Source organism: Salmonella sp. SAL00653 (assembly GCF_046552515.1).
In the GTDB taxonomy this organism is placed as follows: Bacteria; Pseudomonadota; Gammaproteobacteria; order Enterobacterales; family Enterobacteriaceae; genus Salmonella; species Salmonella enterica.
The window spans coordinates 1-14,248 of record NZ_JBGDTY010000018.1 but is presented as its reverse complement, the minus strand read 5'-3'; the positions used below and the strand labels follow the sequence as shown (position 1 = coordinate 14,248).

General features: G+C 53.2%; 14 protein-coding genes and 1 pseudogene. 10 read left to right on the top strand and 5 right to left on the bottom strand.

Annotation, left to right across the window (positions count from 1 at the left end):
* Positions 1–2 precede the first annotated feature (2 nt).
* Both ACLJRU_RS19065 and ACLJRU_RS19060 read right to left on the bottom strand, forming a co-directional pair.
* Complete coding sequence (locus tag ACLJRU_RS19065; RefSeq protein ID WP_000820693.1) at positions 3–425, bottom strand: PTS sugar transporter subunit IIA; 423 nt, start codon at positions 423–425, stop codon at positions 3–5.
* A 101-nt stretch (positions 426–526) separates the two neighbouring features.
* Positions 527–3,292, bottom strand: a complete 2,766-nt coding sequence (locus ACLJRU_RS19060; RefSeq protein WP_001224211.1) for a sigma 54-interacting transcriptional regulator — start codon at positions 3,290–3,292, stop codon at positions 527–529.
* A gap of 136 nt (positions 3,293–3,428) precedes the next feature.
* On the opposite strand from ACLJRU_RS19060, the pseudogene ACLJRU_RS19055 reads away from it, so the two are divergent.
* A pseudogene (locus ACLJRU_RS19055) lies at positions 3,429–3,503 on the top strand (GNAT family N-acetyltransferase); the annotation flags it as partial.
* A gap of 111 nt (positions 3,504–3,614) precedes the next feature.
* On the opposite strand, the gene tsr reads toward ACLJRU_RS19055, so the two are convergent.
* On the bottom strand, positions 3,615–5,276 hold the full coding sequence (gene tsr / locus ACLJRU_RS19050; RefSeq protein ID WP_001541463.1) for a methyl-accepting chemotaxis protein: 1,662 nt from the start codon (positions 5,274–5,276) through the stop codon (positions 3,615–3,617).
* 366 nt (positions 5,277–5,642) lie between these two features.
* On the opposite strand from tsr, the gene btsT reads away from it, so the two are divergent.
* From btsT to ACLJRU_RS19015, 7 genes are all read left to right on the top strand, one after another.
* Complete coding sequence (gene btsT, locus ACLJRU_RS19045; RefSeq protein WP_000379933.1) at positions 5,643–7,793, top strand: pyruvate/proton symporter BtsT; 2,151 nt, start codon at positions 5,643–5,645, stop codon at positions 7,791–7,793.
* Positions 7,794–7,887: 94 nt separating this feature from the next.
* Positions 7,888–8,091: a YbdD/YjiX family protein gene (locus tag ACLJRU_RS19040; protein ID WP_000460616.1), complete on the top strand. Its 204-nt coding sequence runs from the start codon at positions 7,888–7,890 to the stop codon at positions 8,089–8,091.
* Positions 8,092–8,101: 10 nt separating this feature from the next.
* Entirely contained in the window at positions 8,102–9,058 is a 957-nt protein-coding gene (gene yjiA, locus ACLJRU_RS19035; protein ID WP_000187840.1) for a GTPase, read from the top strand.
* Between the two features lie 37 nt (positions 9,059–9,095).
* A complete protein-coding gene (locus ACLJRU_RS19030; protein WP_001128426.1) occupies positions 9,096–9,911 on the top strand; it encodes an AraC family transcriptional regulator in 816 nt (271 codons plus the stop codon).
* 47 nt (positions 9,912–9,958) lie between these two features.
* A complete protein-coding gene (locus ACLJRU_RS19025; protein WP_000438687.1) occupies positions 9,959–10,600 on the top strand; it encodes a LysE family translocator in 642 nt (213 codons plus the stop codon).
* A 324-nt stretch (positions 10,601–10,924) separates the two neighbouring features.
* Complete coding sequence (gene symE, locus ACLJRU_RS19020) at positions 10,925–11,257, top strand: endoribonuclease SymE (protein WP_001541462.1); 333 nt, start codon at positions 10,925–10,927, stop codon at positions 11,255–11,257.
* Between the two features lie 73 nt (positions 11,258–11,330).
* Entirely contained in the window at positions 11,331–12,032 is a 702-nt protein-coding gene (locus ACLJRU_RS19015; protein WP_001237618.1) for a hypothetical protein, read from the top strand.
* 74 nt (positions 12,033–12,106) lie between these two features.
* On the opposite strand, the gene yjiS is transcribed toward ACLJRU_RS19015, so the two are convergent.
* Entirely contained in the window at positions 12,107–12,271 is a 165-nt protein-coding gene (gene yjiS / locus ACLJRU_RS19010; RefSeq protein ID WP_001541461.1) for a DUF1127 domain-containing protein YjiS, read from the bottom strand.
* On the opposite strand from yjiS, the gene ACLJRU_RS19005 reads away from it, so the two are divergent.
* On the top strand, positions 12,238–12,381 hold the full coding sequence (locus tag ACLJRU_RS19005; RefSeq protein ID WP_001541460.1) for a hypothetical protein: 144 nt from the start codon (positions 12,238–12,240) through the stop codon (positions 12,379–12,381). The genes yjiS and ACLJRU_RS19005 overlap by 34 nt on opposite strands.
* Positions 12,382–12,476: 95 nt before the next feature.
* Here ACLJRU_RS19005 and ACLJRU_RS19000 read toward each other — a convergent pair whose 3' ends face one another.
* Positions 12,477–13,847, bottom strand: a complete 1,371-nt coding sequence (locus tag ACLJRU_RS19000; protein WP_023235509.1) for an NAD-dependent succinate-semialdehyde dehydrogenase — start codon at positions 13,845–13,847, stop codon at positions 12,477–12,479.
* 183 nt (positions 13,848–14,030) lie between these two features.
* Between ACLJRU_RS19000 and ACLJRU_RS18995 the strand changes: the two genes are divergently transcribed.
* Entirely contained in the window at positions 14,031–14,168 is a 138-nt protein-coding gene (locus ACLJRU_RS18995) for a hypothetical protein (RefSeq protein WP_023235508.1), read from the top strand.
* Positions 14,169–14,248 lie beyond the last annotated feature (80 nt).

Sequence of the window (14,248 nt, the reverse complement as noted above, 5' to 3'; positions counted from 1 at the left end):
CCTTAAAAATCTTTATCGCTTTGCATGGCGCTGGTGATAGTTTGATTGCAGTACTGAATATTTTCTTTTGAATCCGCTAACGCCGTCATTATGGTATGCGTGGTATTGCCATCGTTTTCCGACATAAAGAGATCGATAACCAGCGGCAGGTTAATCCCTGCCAGCAGATGAAAATTTTCCCGTGATAAATAACGGACAAATTCGTTATTCACGCTGCCGGCAAAAATATCGGTCAGCGCAATAATTTCATCTTCCGGCGGGATCCGGGCAATTAGCGTATCTACCTGCTGGCTTAAATCTACGCTCTCTTCAACGTAAGCGCACAGCGTCCAGACATTTGACCGTTTGCCTAAAATCAGCTCCACGGAGTTTAAAACCCCGCTGGCCAGCGTGCCGTGGCTGGCGAAAATATAATGTCTCTTCATCCTGACCTCTAAAACACATTCCACTGTGATAAAAGAGAGCAAGCGGCGTGCCAGAAAAAGTGGCGCGCCGAAAAAAGATGCGGGTTAACAGAGGGAAATCGTTAAAACTGTTGATCTTGCTCGATAAGTTCTGTTTCGAAGGTCAGGATATTATGGATATAGCCAAGCTCGGCGGTGGGGATTTTGACACTGTAGTTACTCTCAATGACACTAAACGCTTCCCGTAGCCGATTCAGTTCCTGTTCCGGACACTGTTGCCCACTCCAGGCAGTAATGCCCGCATGGCGGATCAGACGCTCAATCAGGCAACTAATATGCACATAGAGCGCCACCTTTCTTTCATTCGAGACGGTAACGCCCGCCAGATGCTCATAGCGCAGCAGAAACTGCTCAACGTGGTTGATGACTTTGCTGGTGTCGAGGATGGTGACGGATTCAATCACTCGTCGGAGCGAGAAGTTTTTCAGCAGCAGGTTGTTGATCTCCGCCACCTGCTCCGGCGTGGTCAGCGAACCAAACAGCCGCATCAGATAGTGATTCCCCTCGCCGGAGATCAGCGAGTCGAGCGAAATCCACGGCACGCTGGCGATGTGCGGGTCCAGCGTGCCGACTATCGCCAGTACGTCGTAGCGCATAAATACCGGCTCTTGGGTTTTATTGCTCGCCAGCATCGCATAATCGCAGGCGACGACGTCAATCTCCAGCGCCTGCGGAATACTGGCGCTCAGTAATGCGCAAAGATTCGTCGCCACACCGATACCGGTCGCGCAGGTGGTCAGTATGGCGCGCGGTTTGTTGCTTTTCGGCCAGTAGAGCTGATACTCGACCGGCACATCCCGGGCGATATCGCGGGCGATCTCTTCAATAAAATGCCCCTGTAAAATACGCTCCCCTACATACAGGGCCATGCTGGTCGAGACGTTGTTGATAATCGTCACCGGCGTGGAAAGCGCGCGATCAAAATGACGATGAATGGCCTTGAGCGATCCCATATCCACCAGAATCATCAGGCCGGAGGCGAGCGGATGCTCTTCCAGATAGCGCATCACCTGCTGCGCTATCGCCTCCGGCGTGACGTCCAGCGGCATATCGAACGATTCAAAAATCGTATTTTTCAGTAACCGGTTGGCGACGTTGGCGATACTGCTGGCGGTGGCATAGCCATGCGCCAGAATCACCGCATGCGTCACCTGTTTTTGGTTGTTAGCCCCCTGTTTATGCAGCCAAAGCGCCAGCAGCAGCATATCAATGCGTCTCGGCTCCAGATCCAGCTTCTGGCCCAGCGTCTCCAGAATTTGTAAACAGAAGCTGTACAGCAGTGGATATTTCTGGGCGAGGAAGGCGTCCAGTTGGCGGATCTGCTCGCTGTTGAGACGAGAAGGCGCCAGTGCGGTACGATGGATTAAATAGTGGCTAAGCGCGTAAATACAGTTGCCGTTAAGCTGCATATTGAAGCGCTTCTCCAGACGATAAAACTCTTCCCGCACCTGGCTTGTAATTAACAGCAACCGCTGTGAGTGCACATTATCGTCGCCGGTAAAAATCAGGCGATCGAAGAGAGTTTCAATTTCATCGCCCATTCTTTTTTGTACCGTCTCCCACCCCTCTTTCCCGCTACGTACCAGCTCGTACAGCGCCAGCACATGACACTGCGTATCATGGATCATGCCCTGCATCTCGTCGCGGGCGCGCAGCAGCCAGGTAAGGTTCGTGTCGGGCGAGATGCTCACCGGCGTGTCGTCCGCCAGCGGTTCATTCAGTGACGGCAATGCCGACAGCATGGCATCCGGCAGATCGTGCAGCGACACGGTAACGGTTTCCTGCCCAGGCTTTTTCGCCCATGCCGTCGCCACCGCATACTTCACCACATTTTTCAGCTCGCCGACGTTGCCGCGATAAACATATTGATTGAGGATCTGCAACAAACGCGGTTTGAGGATAAGCGTGGCCGAAAGTTTTTTCGCCTCCGTCCAGAAAAACAATAAGATCAGCGCCTCTTTTTCCTGGCGGCTACGGTGCTGGAGATCCGGCAGGTTGACCTGAATCGGGATGCGTCGCAAAAATGTCGTCAGAAAGGTACTGTGTATCTCTTCGGTCGTCGCAAATACCAGACGTACCGAAACCGGATGCCCCTGCGCGGTGTCGCCTACCCGATAAATTTCACCACGATCGAGCCAGGTAAAGAGCTTCTCCTGCCCTTCGGCGCTCAGCCGGTGGACTTCATCCAGAAATAACATGCCGCCGTCAGCCGCCTCGAACGCGCCCGGTCTGTCGCTCTGCGCGCCGGTAAACGCGCCCTTCACATAGCCAAAAAGATTCGCCGCCAGCAGTTCGGGATTGCTCGCATACTGGGCGCAATTAAAACTGATAAATGGCGCATCCGGCGACAGAAGCGCCTGGGCGATGGCATATTCGTGCATGAGCTGCGCCAGATAACTTTTCCCGGTGCCGCTTTCGCCGGTCATCAGTAGCGGCAGTCCGCCGTCGGGATAAAACAGCGCGGTTTTCAGTTGCTCAATCGGGCGCTTCAGGCTTTCGTTATGGCCAATCAACAGGGAAAAGTGATCGTCCGGCGCGCACTCCTGTTCCCCGTGCGCTAACAGCTCCGCGACGCTGGCGTATTCATTACGCGAAAGGGTAAAAAACTGTTGGCTAAATGCCTGCTTATGCAGGAAATAGACGGGACGGGTATTGATTTTGCAGAGCACGCCCTGCGCCACCAGTTGGTTCAGATAATGGCTGGCGGTATTGCGCTGCATATTAAAACGCTGCGCCAGATAGCGCGCGGTAAACACCTCACTGACATTTTCCGGATCAAAAAAATCCGTTTGGTTCATCAGGAAAGCAAGCAGGGCATCTTTGCGCATCGTATCCTCTCACGATTATCACATCAGCAATTATGATGCCGCGAAACAAGGCTATCCTGCCGTGCGTTCTCTCGCTTTATTCATTTTTTGTGGATCACCGCACACCTTCACTCAACGTTGGATTAGCGCGCGATATCAGAAAAGAGAGGAGGAAGCGGCGCACGGCCTCGCGTATGAATCACGCTGCGCCATGCGCCTGATGCTGGTTTAAAATCGGCCTGCGCGGACTGCCAGGCCTGGTAAGCGCTACACCATCAGGCAAAAGTGTGAACATCTCATCCGGCCTACGATCATCTGTAGGCCGACTGTTCACCATACGCCCTTAAAACGTTTCCCAATTATCGCTGCCGTCGGCCACAGCGGCCTTTGGTGACGACACGGCTGCCGGGGTTTTTACCGCAGCCACTTCACGCGCACGCTGCTGTTGCTGGTGAATACGGAACACCGCGACGGCCTGGGTCAGACGGCTGGCTTGCTCTTCCAGCGCCGCAGCCGCGGCGGCGGACTCTTCCACCAGCGAGGCGTTCTGCTGCGTTACGCGATCCATCTCCGCTACCGCCAGGCCCACCTGGTCGATACCACGGCTTTGCTCGTCAGACGCCGAGGCAATCTCGCCCATGATATCGGTCACGCGGGTCACTGCATTGACGATCTCATCCATGGTTTCACCGGCGCTTTCGACCAGCGTCGAACCTACATCAACACGGCTCACGGAATCCTCAATCAGACTCTTGATCTCCCGCGCTGCCTGCGCGCTCCGCTGGGCCAGATTACGGACTTCACCGGCCACCACCGCGAACCCGCGTCCCTGCTCGCCTGCGCGCGCCGCTTCTACCGCCGCATTCAGCGCCAGGATATTGGTCTGGAAAGCAATACCGTCGATTACGCTGATAATATCGGCGATTTTCTGCGAACTGGAGGCGATATCGCGCATTGTTTGTACGACGTTATCCACCACTTTGCCGCCTTTTTGCGCTGTTTCAGAGGCGCTCAATGCCAGGTGACTGGCCTGACGGGCGTTTTCGGCGTTCTGTTTCACGGTGGCGGTCAGTTGTTCCATACTGGCGGCGGTCTCTTCCAGAGACGCTGCCTGCTGCTCAGTACGGGAAGAGAGATCGTTGTTGCCCATCGCAATCTCGCTGGCACCGCTGTAAATGGCATTCGCGCCGTTACGTACATCGCCAACAGTACGCATCAGCTCACTTTGCATATGACGCAGGTTTTCAGCCAACTGCCCCATTTCGTTGGAGCCTTCCACGTCGATACGCTTCACCAGATCGCCGCTGGCGATATGACGAATGCTTTCAATCAGACGATTCATCGGGGCGATAAGCGACAGTTTGATGCCGAACCAGACGGCGATAATGACCACCAGAACGGCAATCAGCACACTGACCAGTACCCACATCGCCTGGTTGTAGGAACTGTTGTTATCCTCAACAGCAATATCGTACAGACGATCGTTTTGCTGCATATAGGCCATGTACTGCTTCTCAAAAGCGTCCTGATAGCTTTGAGTCGGTTGATCAAAAAACTCGTTAATCTTACCCGCGCCAAGAAGCTGAATAAGCTCCGCCAACGCGCCGTGGTAGATATCATAGGTTCGTTTGATCTCAAGGAAAGCCGCTTCACTCTGACGTGGATCGCGCGGTAACGCCTCATACTGCTCCCAGTTTTTTTCGGTCAGCTTCAGCGTATTGGTCGCCCCCTGCATCAGTTCAGCGACAGTTGCGCCGCTGCCAATATTGCTCTGGTCCATCATCCAGCGGATACCCGCGCGATTCAGGGTATTACGCGTTTGCAACAGCTCCACCCAGGTTGCATTCAGGGCAGACTGCTGCTGACGAATAGTTTGCAATACGGTGAAGTTTTCTTTGTCATTCTTCAGCGAGTTGAAGAACAGCCCGCCGGATGCCAGTTGTAAAAGGCCAAATAGCGCCAATACCAGCAGTAAGCTGGTAACAATTTTAATTCGCTTTAACATGTTTTCTCTTTCCGCTAGACAGATACAGAATTTTCGGCCTGGAAAGGGAAAACTTTATGGGATGCGCGCCATTAATATCACGATTAGCTCAGTGAAGTCGTTATGACGCCCCGCGCAACAAGGATCGTCCCATTTTATATCGTGATCTCAATCACATAAAATAGCCCACGCCCTCCTCCGCGAAACCGCTTACCGGTACGTCCGACCGCTTAAACCGCCATACAACCACTCACTGATTTACCTAACTTTACGCGCGCGATGATCTGGCAAGATCCTCTCAGCATAGCAGTCAATCTACCTCCTCAAACACGAACTCAATGTCCACCCAGCTTCGGCTGATAATTAAACTTACAACCAGGTTTTACTATGGATACGAAAAAGATATTCAAGCACATACCCTGGGTGATTCTCGGAATCATCGGTGCTTTCTGCCTCTCGGTCGTTGCCCTACGTCGGGGTGAACACGTGAGCGCCCTGTGGATCGTGGTCGCTTCCGTTTCCGTCTATCTGGTGGCTTACCGCTACTACAGCCTGTATATCGCCCAGAAGGTCATGAAACTCGACCCGACGCGCGCGACGCCGGCGGTCATCAATAACGACGGCCTGAACTACGTGCCGACTAACCGCTACGTGCTGTTTGGTCACCACTTCGCCGCCATCGCCGGCGCAGGTCCGCTGGTCGGGCCGGTATTGGCCGCGCAGATGGGCTATCTGCCGGGGACACTGTGGTTACTGGCGGGCGTGGTGCTCGCGGGCGCAGTGCAGGACTTTATGGTGCTGTTCATCTCTTCCCGCCGTAACGGCGCCTCTCTTGGCGAGATGATCAAAGAAGAGATGGGTACCGTTCCAGGCACCATCGCGCTGTTCGGCTGCTTCTTAATCATGATCATCATCCTCGCGGTGCTGGCATTAATCGTGGTTAAAGCGCTGGCCGAAAGCCCGTGGGGCGTCTTCACCGTCTGCTCCACGGTGCCGATTGCGCTGTTTATGGGCATCTACATGCGCTTCCTGCGTCCGGGACGCGTAGGCGAAGTCTCCGTTATTGGTATCGTGCTGCTGGTGGCGTCTATTTACTTCGGCGGCGTGATTGCCCACGACCCTTACTGGGGCCCGGCGCTGACCTTTAAAGACACCACCATTACCTTCGCGCTGATCGGCTACGCCTTTGTTTCCGCGCTGCTGCCGGTATGGCTGATCCTCGCCCCGCGCGACTATCTCGCCACCTTCCTGAAAATCGGCGTGATCGTCGGTCTGGCGCTGGGGATTGTGATCCTCAACCCGGAACTGAAAATGCCGGCATTGACGCAGTATGTCGACGGTACTGGCCCGCTGTGGAAAGGCGCTCTGTTCCCATTCCTGTTCATCACCATCGCCTGTGGCGCCGTCTCTGGCTTCCACGCGCTCATCTCTTCCGGTACCACGCCGAAACTGCTGGCCTGTGAGACCGATGCGCGTTTTATCGGCTACGGCGCGATGCTGATGGAGTCCTTTGTTGCGGTGATGGCGCTGGTGGCGGCCTCGATCATTGAACCGGGTCTCTACTTCGCGATGAACACCCCGCCGGCAGGTCTGGGCATTACCATGCCAAACCTGCACGAGATGGGCGGCGAGAACGCGCCGCTGATTATGGCGCAGTTGAAAGACGTTACCACACATGCAGCGGCAACCGTCAGCTCCTGGGGCTTTGTGATTTCCCCGGAACAAATCCTGCAAACTGCGAAAGATATCGGTGAACCGTCAGTATTGAACCGCGCAGGCGGCGCGCCAACGCTGGCAGTAGGTATCGCGCACGTGTTCCACAAAGTCCTGCCGATGGCGGATATGGGCTTCTGGTATCACTTCGGTATTCTGTTCGAAGCGCTGTTTATCCTGACCGCACTGGATGCGGGTACCCGTTCCGGCCGCTTTATGTTGCAGGATTTGCTGGGTAACTTCGTCCCGTTCCTGAAAAAAACCGATTCTCTGGTCGCGGGTATCATCGGTACCGCAGGCTGCGTCGGTTTGTGGGGCTATCTGCTGTATCAGGGCGTGGTCGACCCGCTGGGCGGCGTGAAGAGCCTGTGGCCGCTGTTCGGTATCTCTAACCAGATGCTGGCCGCCGTGGCACTGGTGTTGAGCACCGTGGTACTGATCAAAATGCAGCGCACCAAGTACATCTGGGTGACGGTGATCCCGGCGGTATGGCTGCTGATCTGCACCACCTGGGCACTGGGCCTGAAACTGTTCAGCGCCAACCCACAGATGGAGGGTTTCTTCTACATGGCAAACCTGTATAAAGAGAAGATTGCCAACGGCACCAACCTGACCGCGCAGCAGATTGCCAACATGAACCATATCGTGGTGAACAACTACACTAACGCTGGTTTGAGTATTCTGTTCCTGGTGGTGGTGTACAGTATTATCTTCTACGGTTTCACCACCTGGATGAAGGTACGCAACAGCGATAAACGTACCGATAAAGAAACCCCGTATGTGCCCGTGCCGGAAGGCGGCGTGAAGATCTCTTCACACCACTAAAACTGATGCCGGGTAGCGCACAGCGATCCCGGCTAGTGTAGGCCGGATAAGGCGCAAGCCGCCATCCGGCTTTATTCATTAACAGGACGGCAGAATGTTTGATACTTTAGGTCAGGCAAAAAAATATCTCGGCCAGGCGGCAAAAATGTTGATTGGTATTCCGGACTACGACAACTATGTCGAGCACATGAAAACTAATCATCCCGACAAGCCGTACATGACCTATGAAGAGTTCTTCCGCGAACGTCAGCAAGCACGTTACGGCGGCGATGGCAAAGGCGGTATGCGCTGTTGTTAATGGAGAGACTATGACCCCGATTGCAGTTACCCTACTTACCGGTTTTCTTGGTGCCGGCAAAACCACCCTACTACGCCATATCCTCAACGAACAACATGGTTTTAAAATTGCTGTTATCGAAAACGAATTTGGCGAAGTCTCCGTTGACGATCAACTGATTGGCGATCGCGCCACACAGATCAAAACCCTGACTAACGGCTGCATCTGCTGTACCCGCTCCAACGAGCTGGAAGATGCGCTATTAGACCTGCTCGACAGCCGCGACCGCGGCGATATTGCTTTCGACCGCCTGGTGATTGAATGCACCGGCATGGCTGACCCCGGCCCGATTATTCAGACCTTTTTCTCCCATGACGTATTATGCGAACGCTACCTGTTAGACGGCGTGATTGCGCTGGTCGACGCGGTGCACGCTAACGAGCAGATGAACCAGTTCACCATCGCCCAGTCGCAGATAGGCTACGCCGACCGCATTCTGTTGACCAAAACCGACGTGGCAGGCGACAGCGAGAAACTGCGCGAACGGCTGGCGCGTATCAATGCCCGCGCCCCGGTTTACACCGTGGTACACGGCGATATTGACCTGAGTCAGTTGTTTAATACCAGCGGCTTTATGCTGGAAGAGAACGTGCTGGCAAGCCAACCGCGTTTCCACTTTATTGCCGATAAACAGAACGATGTGTCGTCAATTGTGGTGGAACTGGATTACCCGGTGGATATCAGCGAGGTGTCGCGGGTGATGGAAAACCTGCTGCTGGAATCAGCGGATAAACTGCTGCGTTACAAAGGGATGCTGTGGATCGACGGCGAACCCAACCGTCTGCTGTTCCAGGGCGTGCAGCGTCTCTACAGCGCCGACTGGGACAGACCGTGGGGCGACGAAACGCCGCACAGCACGCTGGTATTTATCGGGATCCAGTTACCGGAAGACGAGATTAGAACGGCATTTGCGGGGTTAAGGAAGTAAACGGGCGCAGAAAAGCCGGGACCGCACAGGAGATTGTATGCCCCTTATCCGAGATATTCACCAACGCTTCTGGCGTCTGCCACAACTGCCGTGGCTGGAGCTACGTACCACCAGTGAAAGCCGTCAGGCCTATAAGCGCCACAGCCACCCGCAACTGTCGCTGGGCGCGATCATCGCCGGAGAAACCCGCTGCATCAGTAACGGGCAAGAGTATCTGTTACGCCCCGGCGAGCTGATCCTGATCCCCCCGCAATCTCCACACAGTTGTAACCCGCTCCACGAGCGACCACGCAGCTATCATATGCTGTATCTCGATGCGGACTGGTGCCTGACGCAACTTCCCCATTTGCCGGCGGATAGCCGCCTGCATACCACGCAGCCACAGTTGCAGGACCCGCAGCTTTTCCAGCTTTATCAGCAAATTGTGACGTCTATTACTCAGCAGCAAACCGCCGGACTTCCGGCGCTTATTATCCACCTGTTGCGCGCCCTGCCGCTACAAAGCGCCGACGCCGAACCGCCATGCGCCATCAGCCGCCAGTTGGTTGCCCGCTTAGTCAGCAACCTTCAGGAACCGCCGACGCTGGACACACTGGCGCAGGAGTTTGCGCTCCGTAAGGAGACTCTGATTCGCACTTTTAAGCAGGATACAGGCCTGACTCCTGTCAGCTTTACCAATATGGCCCGCATTGAATATGCCCGGCACCGATTGCGCGCCGGGGACGATATTGCCGATGTTGCCTATCAGACCGGTTTCGCCGATCAAAGTCATTTCCACAAAACCTTCGTCAGCTACACGGCGGCAACGCCGCGTCAGTACGCGCAGAACAGATCAATATCCGACAATAAATAGCGCATCCGCAGGTATAGGCTGGCCTCAGTATCATCACTGAGGTTACTATGGAACAGGTTACAACGTTATTTCCCCCGGCGTTTCCCGCACTGGCGCTGGCGCATTTTATGGCGCTGCTCAGCCCGGGCCCGGACTTCTTTTTGCTGGTCGGTTACGCCGTACGCTATCGGCTGCGCGGCAGCGTCGGGCTGTGCCTCGGCATTGCGGCGGGAAATGGGCTCTATATTCTGCTGGTGGTGATTGGGTCAGGGCTACTACGTCAGACGCCGCTGCTCTTTACCATCATCGAACTATTGGGTGCCGCCTACCTGCTATGGGTGGGCCGTCAACTGTTGAAAAGCCGCGCCGGGCCGCTGGAGTGGCGGTACGCCGCATCGGCATGTCCGTCACTGGCAAAACAACTATTACTGGGGCTAGGTTCATCGCTGTTGAATCCGAAAAATGCTCTGTTTTATCTGGCGCTAATGACCGCCCTGCTGGGCCCAAACGTGACCGTTACACAGCAGGCCATATGTGGAATCTGGATGACAAGCGTAGTGTTACTCTGGGATCTGCTGCTGATAACGCTTATCGCCCTGCCGCAAATTCAACGTCGCTTGGGTAATCTTGTCTGGAAAATTGAACGCGCCGCCGGCGGCATTCTGATCGCCTTTGGCTGCTGGATTGTGTGGCAGTTCATTACCAGTTAAATCGATGAGGGGCAGCTTTATACGGTGGTCAACGTTGCCCGGGCAGATGAATAGGGTCTGCATCATTCGAACCCTTTCCTTCTTATAATGCTGACGCCGCCATAAATTAACCTGCCCCAGAAACCAATAAAGCGACTAAATAGCCGCTTTATTCTCATCACCAAATATAATATCACCTCTCATCCAGCGGCTTATTTTCATTGATTTTCAGCTGGACTTTTCTTTTATTTACTGATGATATATCCAGGTATTTAGCACGGTGCGAGCGTGCGCCAACACGCCCGCACCGCTAATCACAATCCCTATTGAAAAGGAATAGAGACCATGACTACCCCGCATTCTATTGCAGAATCCACCGATCCAGAAGTCTTCCCGGCAAATAACCGTCATCTGACCGTGAGTTATGCGAGCAGCTACCCGGAATACACTCGTATTCCCGCCATTACCCTGAAAGGTCAGTGGCTGGAAGACGCCGGGTTTACCACCGGTACGCAGGTCGATGTGAGGGTGATGAACGGCTGTATTGTGCTGACGGCACAGCAGCCGCAACCAGAAGAAAGCGAGTTGATGCAGTCGCTGCGCCAGGTGAGCAAGCTATCGGCGCGTAAGCAAAAGCAGGTGCAGGCGTTTATCGACGTGATGGCAGGTTCTAAGTAAACGCATAAAATAAGCTGGCAAAGAACCCTTGCCAGCTTTAATTATAATTCATATCAATGAGTGAAGGAAAATCATGCGGCTAAAAGTAAAAGAAAACATTACGCTTTGGAGAAGTGAAGGTTTAATTGCTTATGTCGCCCTTGGATTTCTATGTACTTTTTTTATGGAGGTCAACGCTCTATTACCATACTATCTTCAGCAAAGTATATTTTTCGAAACGCTGATGAGCTACATGGCCTTCAATACGTTATTTTCGCTTGCTTTATCTGAGATTTTTTTTGCGATGTTGGTAGTGATTTGTCATAACACTAAACTGGAAAAGCTCACAAATAGTATTTTGCAAGAGTTGCATAAAAGAATTATGCAAGGTTCTTTCATTATATCCTTCTTATGCTTCGGAATATTTCTATTTTGTGTGATGGCATTCTGTATTGGTTCGCTAACAATAAATAATAATTACTATGGGAAACATGTCATAAATTTCGCTTACCCATTTGTTTTATTTCTATCTTTTCCTTATCTTATACATAAGGGTATAACAATCCTGTGTACTCTATTAAAAGCATTTCCCAAAGGCAAAATTCATGCAGCAATAATAATATTACTGATAATTGCAGCCGCGATTATTATCCCTAGCATGTTTAACAAAAAAGAAAAAATGACTATAACCATTGATAAGGAAAAATATCATGCGATTGAGCAAAAAACTAAGGTAAAACCAGAAAAATATATTGAGAAAAAGATTAATGATATTAATATTAATGATATAAAATAGTGAGCATGCATAACATAAGGGCATAGTAATATATCATAAAATCCTTTAACTACTATTGCCCTTGAATAGATCCACTATTCCACATCCTTCCTTTCCAACCCAATATCCTTTAACTGCTCGTCACTCATTCGTCGCAGCGCCTGACAGGCCCACTTACGCAGCCACCACCTTTTTAGCGCCCGTCTGAGCTGCACAAAGCCAATGAATGGTTGTCTGGGGCGGTTCTCGTAAAATTCCATACCGGCCTCCGCATAGAACAGAAAATGCGGGCATCATGAATGTCTGTACAAACAATATCGGGATAAAAAGCACGGTTAGTGCAACGTGGATAAATAAGGAGGGCGATTGAAGGTGTTTTGTTCGCTTATTTCGTTCTGATTTAAGATCCGCGTCCTTCGCTGCAAAAAAGCCAGGCCCCTCCCGTTTTCAGAGGGGCAACAGGGATTAGCAGCGCACCACTACCAGCTTCTGGTTCACAAACTCCTTAATCCCCAGATCCGATAGCTCGCGTCCGAAGCCCGAACGCTTAACGCCGCCGAACGGCAGCTCCGCTGCGGTGTCGGTCAGCCAGTTGATATAAACCATCCCGGTTTCAATCCGGGAGGCCATGCGTTTAGCACGCTCAATATCCTGACTAAACACCGCACCGCCCAGGCCGTAGTGGGAATCGTTGGCGAGTTTTACCGCCTCGTCATCGTCTTTCACCACATACATCTGCGCCACCGGGCCGAAGAACTCTTCAAAGTACGCCGGGTTGTCACGCGTAATGTGGGTCAGAATGGTCAGCTCAAAGAAGTTGCCTTTGCTTTCCAGCGGCTTGCCACCAACGTGCAGCGTCGCGCCATTTTTCACCGCTTCCTCGACCTGTCTGGTCAATGTTTCCAGCGCATCTTTCGACGACAGCGGCCCCAGTTCGGTAGAAGCGTCCATCTGATCCCCCACCTTCACCTTCCTGAACGCCTCGGTGAACTGGCTGAGGAATTGATCGGCGATTTTCTCATGCAGGATAAAGCGCTTCGCCGCCGTACATACCTGCCCCGCATTAGTGAGCCGTGCCTGCACGCCAATTTTCACCGCTTTCTCAAGATCGGCATCGTCCAGCACGACGAACACATCGTTCCCGCCCAGTTCCAGCGTCGATTTTTTAATGTGCTTCGCCGCCTGTGCCGCCACGGCGCTCCCCGCTTTTTCAGATCCGGTCAGCGCCGCGCCCTGCACGCGCGGGTCGGCGATGATATTCGACACCTGATCGGAGGAAATAAACAGGTTGGTCCATGCGCCTTCCGGCGCGCCGGCTTCACGCACCAGATGGGCAAATGTCTCGGCGCAGTGCGGTACGATGCTGGCATGTTTCGCCAGCACCGGGTTACCAGCGGCCAGGTTCGGCGCCAGCACACGCATCAACTGATAGTACGGGAAGTTCCACGGCTCAACAGCCATGATGACGCCAATCGGATGATGTTCTACCCACGCGTCGCCAAACTCGGTTTTATAAGGCACCGGGGCAAGAAACTGCTTCGCGTTATCCGCATAATAGCGAGCGATCTGCGCGCACAGTTTGACTTCGCCACGGCTCTGCTCGATGAGCTTGCCCATCTCCTGGCTGGCGATTTTTGCCAGTTCTTCAACACGGCTGTCGATCAAGTCAGCCAGCTTATGCAGTACCGGCAGACGTTGGTCAATCTCTCCTTTGGACCAGTCGGAGTGATAGAGCGCGTCAGCTTTTTGCAGCGCGGCTTCAATATCCGCGTCCGTGTGCGGGGGGTACTCTTTAATGAGCTGATTATTGGCAGGATTCACTGTCTGGTAAGCCATATCACATGTCTCCTTGTTATCGTCATTAAGGCAGCCGTAAATGCCGCTCAGAACAATAAGGGTAGTAGAGATGGCTGGCGCTATCGGTAAAGTTCGGTATATTCGTGCGGTTATCAACGATAATTATAGAGCGCGTTGCCCAGCGGGCACCGTGCCTGCAACATTCAGACAGGAACCGCGTTAGTGACTAACATCCTGAAGCTCTTCAGCCGTAAGGCCGGTGAACCGCTGGACAGTCTCGCGGTCAAGTCCGTCCGCCAGCATCTGTCTGGCGATACGCAATGCGGCAACATGCTGACCTTTTTCCAGCCCTTTTTCTAATCCTTGACCCGTCCTGAATAGCGTTGACACGTTCCAGACTTAAATCCGGAGAACGTAATGATGACTGAGTTCAAACGCCC

Coding starts and splice junctions, on each gene's coding strand:
- ACLJRU_RS19065 (WP_000820693.1), bottom strand. CDS start 425: ATGAAGAGACATTATATTTTCGCCAGCCACGGCACGCTGGCCAGCGGG.
- ACLJRU_RS19060 (WP_001224211.1), bottom strand. CDS start 3,292: ATGCGCAAAGATGCCCTGCTTGCTTTCCTGATGAACCAAACGGATTTT.
- tsr (WP_001541463.1), bottom strand. CDS start 5,276: ATGTTAAAGCGAATTAAAATTGTTACCAGCTTACTGCTGGTATTGGCG.
- btsT (WP_000379933.1), top strand. CDS start 5,643: ATGGATACGAAAAAGATATTCAAGCACATACCCTGGGTGATTCTCGGA.
- ACLJRU_RS19040 (WP_000460616.1), top strand. CDS start 7,888: ATGTTTGATACTTTAGGTCAGGCAAAAAAATATCTCGGCCAGGCGGCA.
- yjiA (WP_000187840.1), top strand. CDS start 8,102: ATGACCCCGATTGCAGTTACCCTACTTACCGGTTTTCTTGGTGCCGGC.
- ACLJRU_RS19030 (WP_001128426.1), top strand. CDS start 9,096: ATGCCCCTTATCCGAGATATTCACCAACGCTTCTGGCGTCTGCCACAA.
- ACLJRU_RS19025 (WP_000438687.1), top strand. CDS start 9,959: ATGGAACAGGTTACAACGTTATTTCCCCCGGCGTTTCCCGCACTGGCG.
- symE (WP_001541462.1), top strand. CDS start 10,925: ATGACTACCCCGCATTCTATTGCAGAATCCACCGATCCAGAAGTCTTC.
- ACLJRU_RS19015 (WP_001237618.1), top strand. CDS start 11,331: ATGCGGCTAAAAGTAAAAGAAAACATTACGCTTTGGAGAAGTGAAGGT.
- ACLJRU_RS19005 (WP_001541460.1), top strand. CDS start 12,238: ATGGTTGTCTGGGGCGGTTCTCGTAAAATTCCATACCGGCCTCCGCAT.
- yjiS (WP_001541461.1), bottom strand. CDS start 12,271: ATGGAATTTTACGAGAACCGCCCCAGACAACCATTCATTGGCTTTGTG.
- ACLJRU_RS19000 (WP_023235509.1), bottom strand. CDS start 13,847: ATGGCTTACCAGACAGTGAATCCTGCCAATAATCAGCTCATTAAAGAG.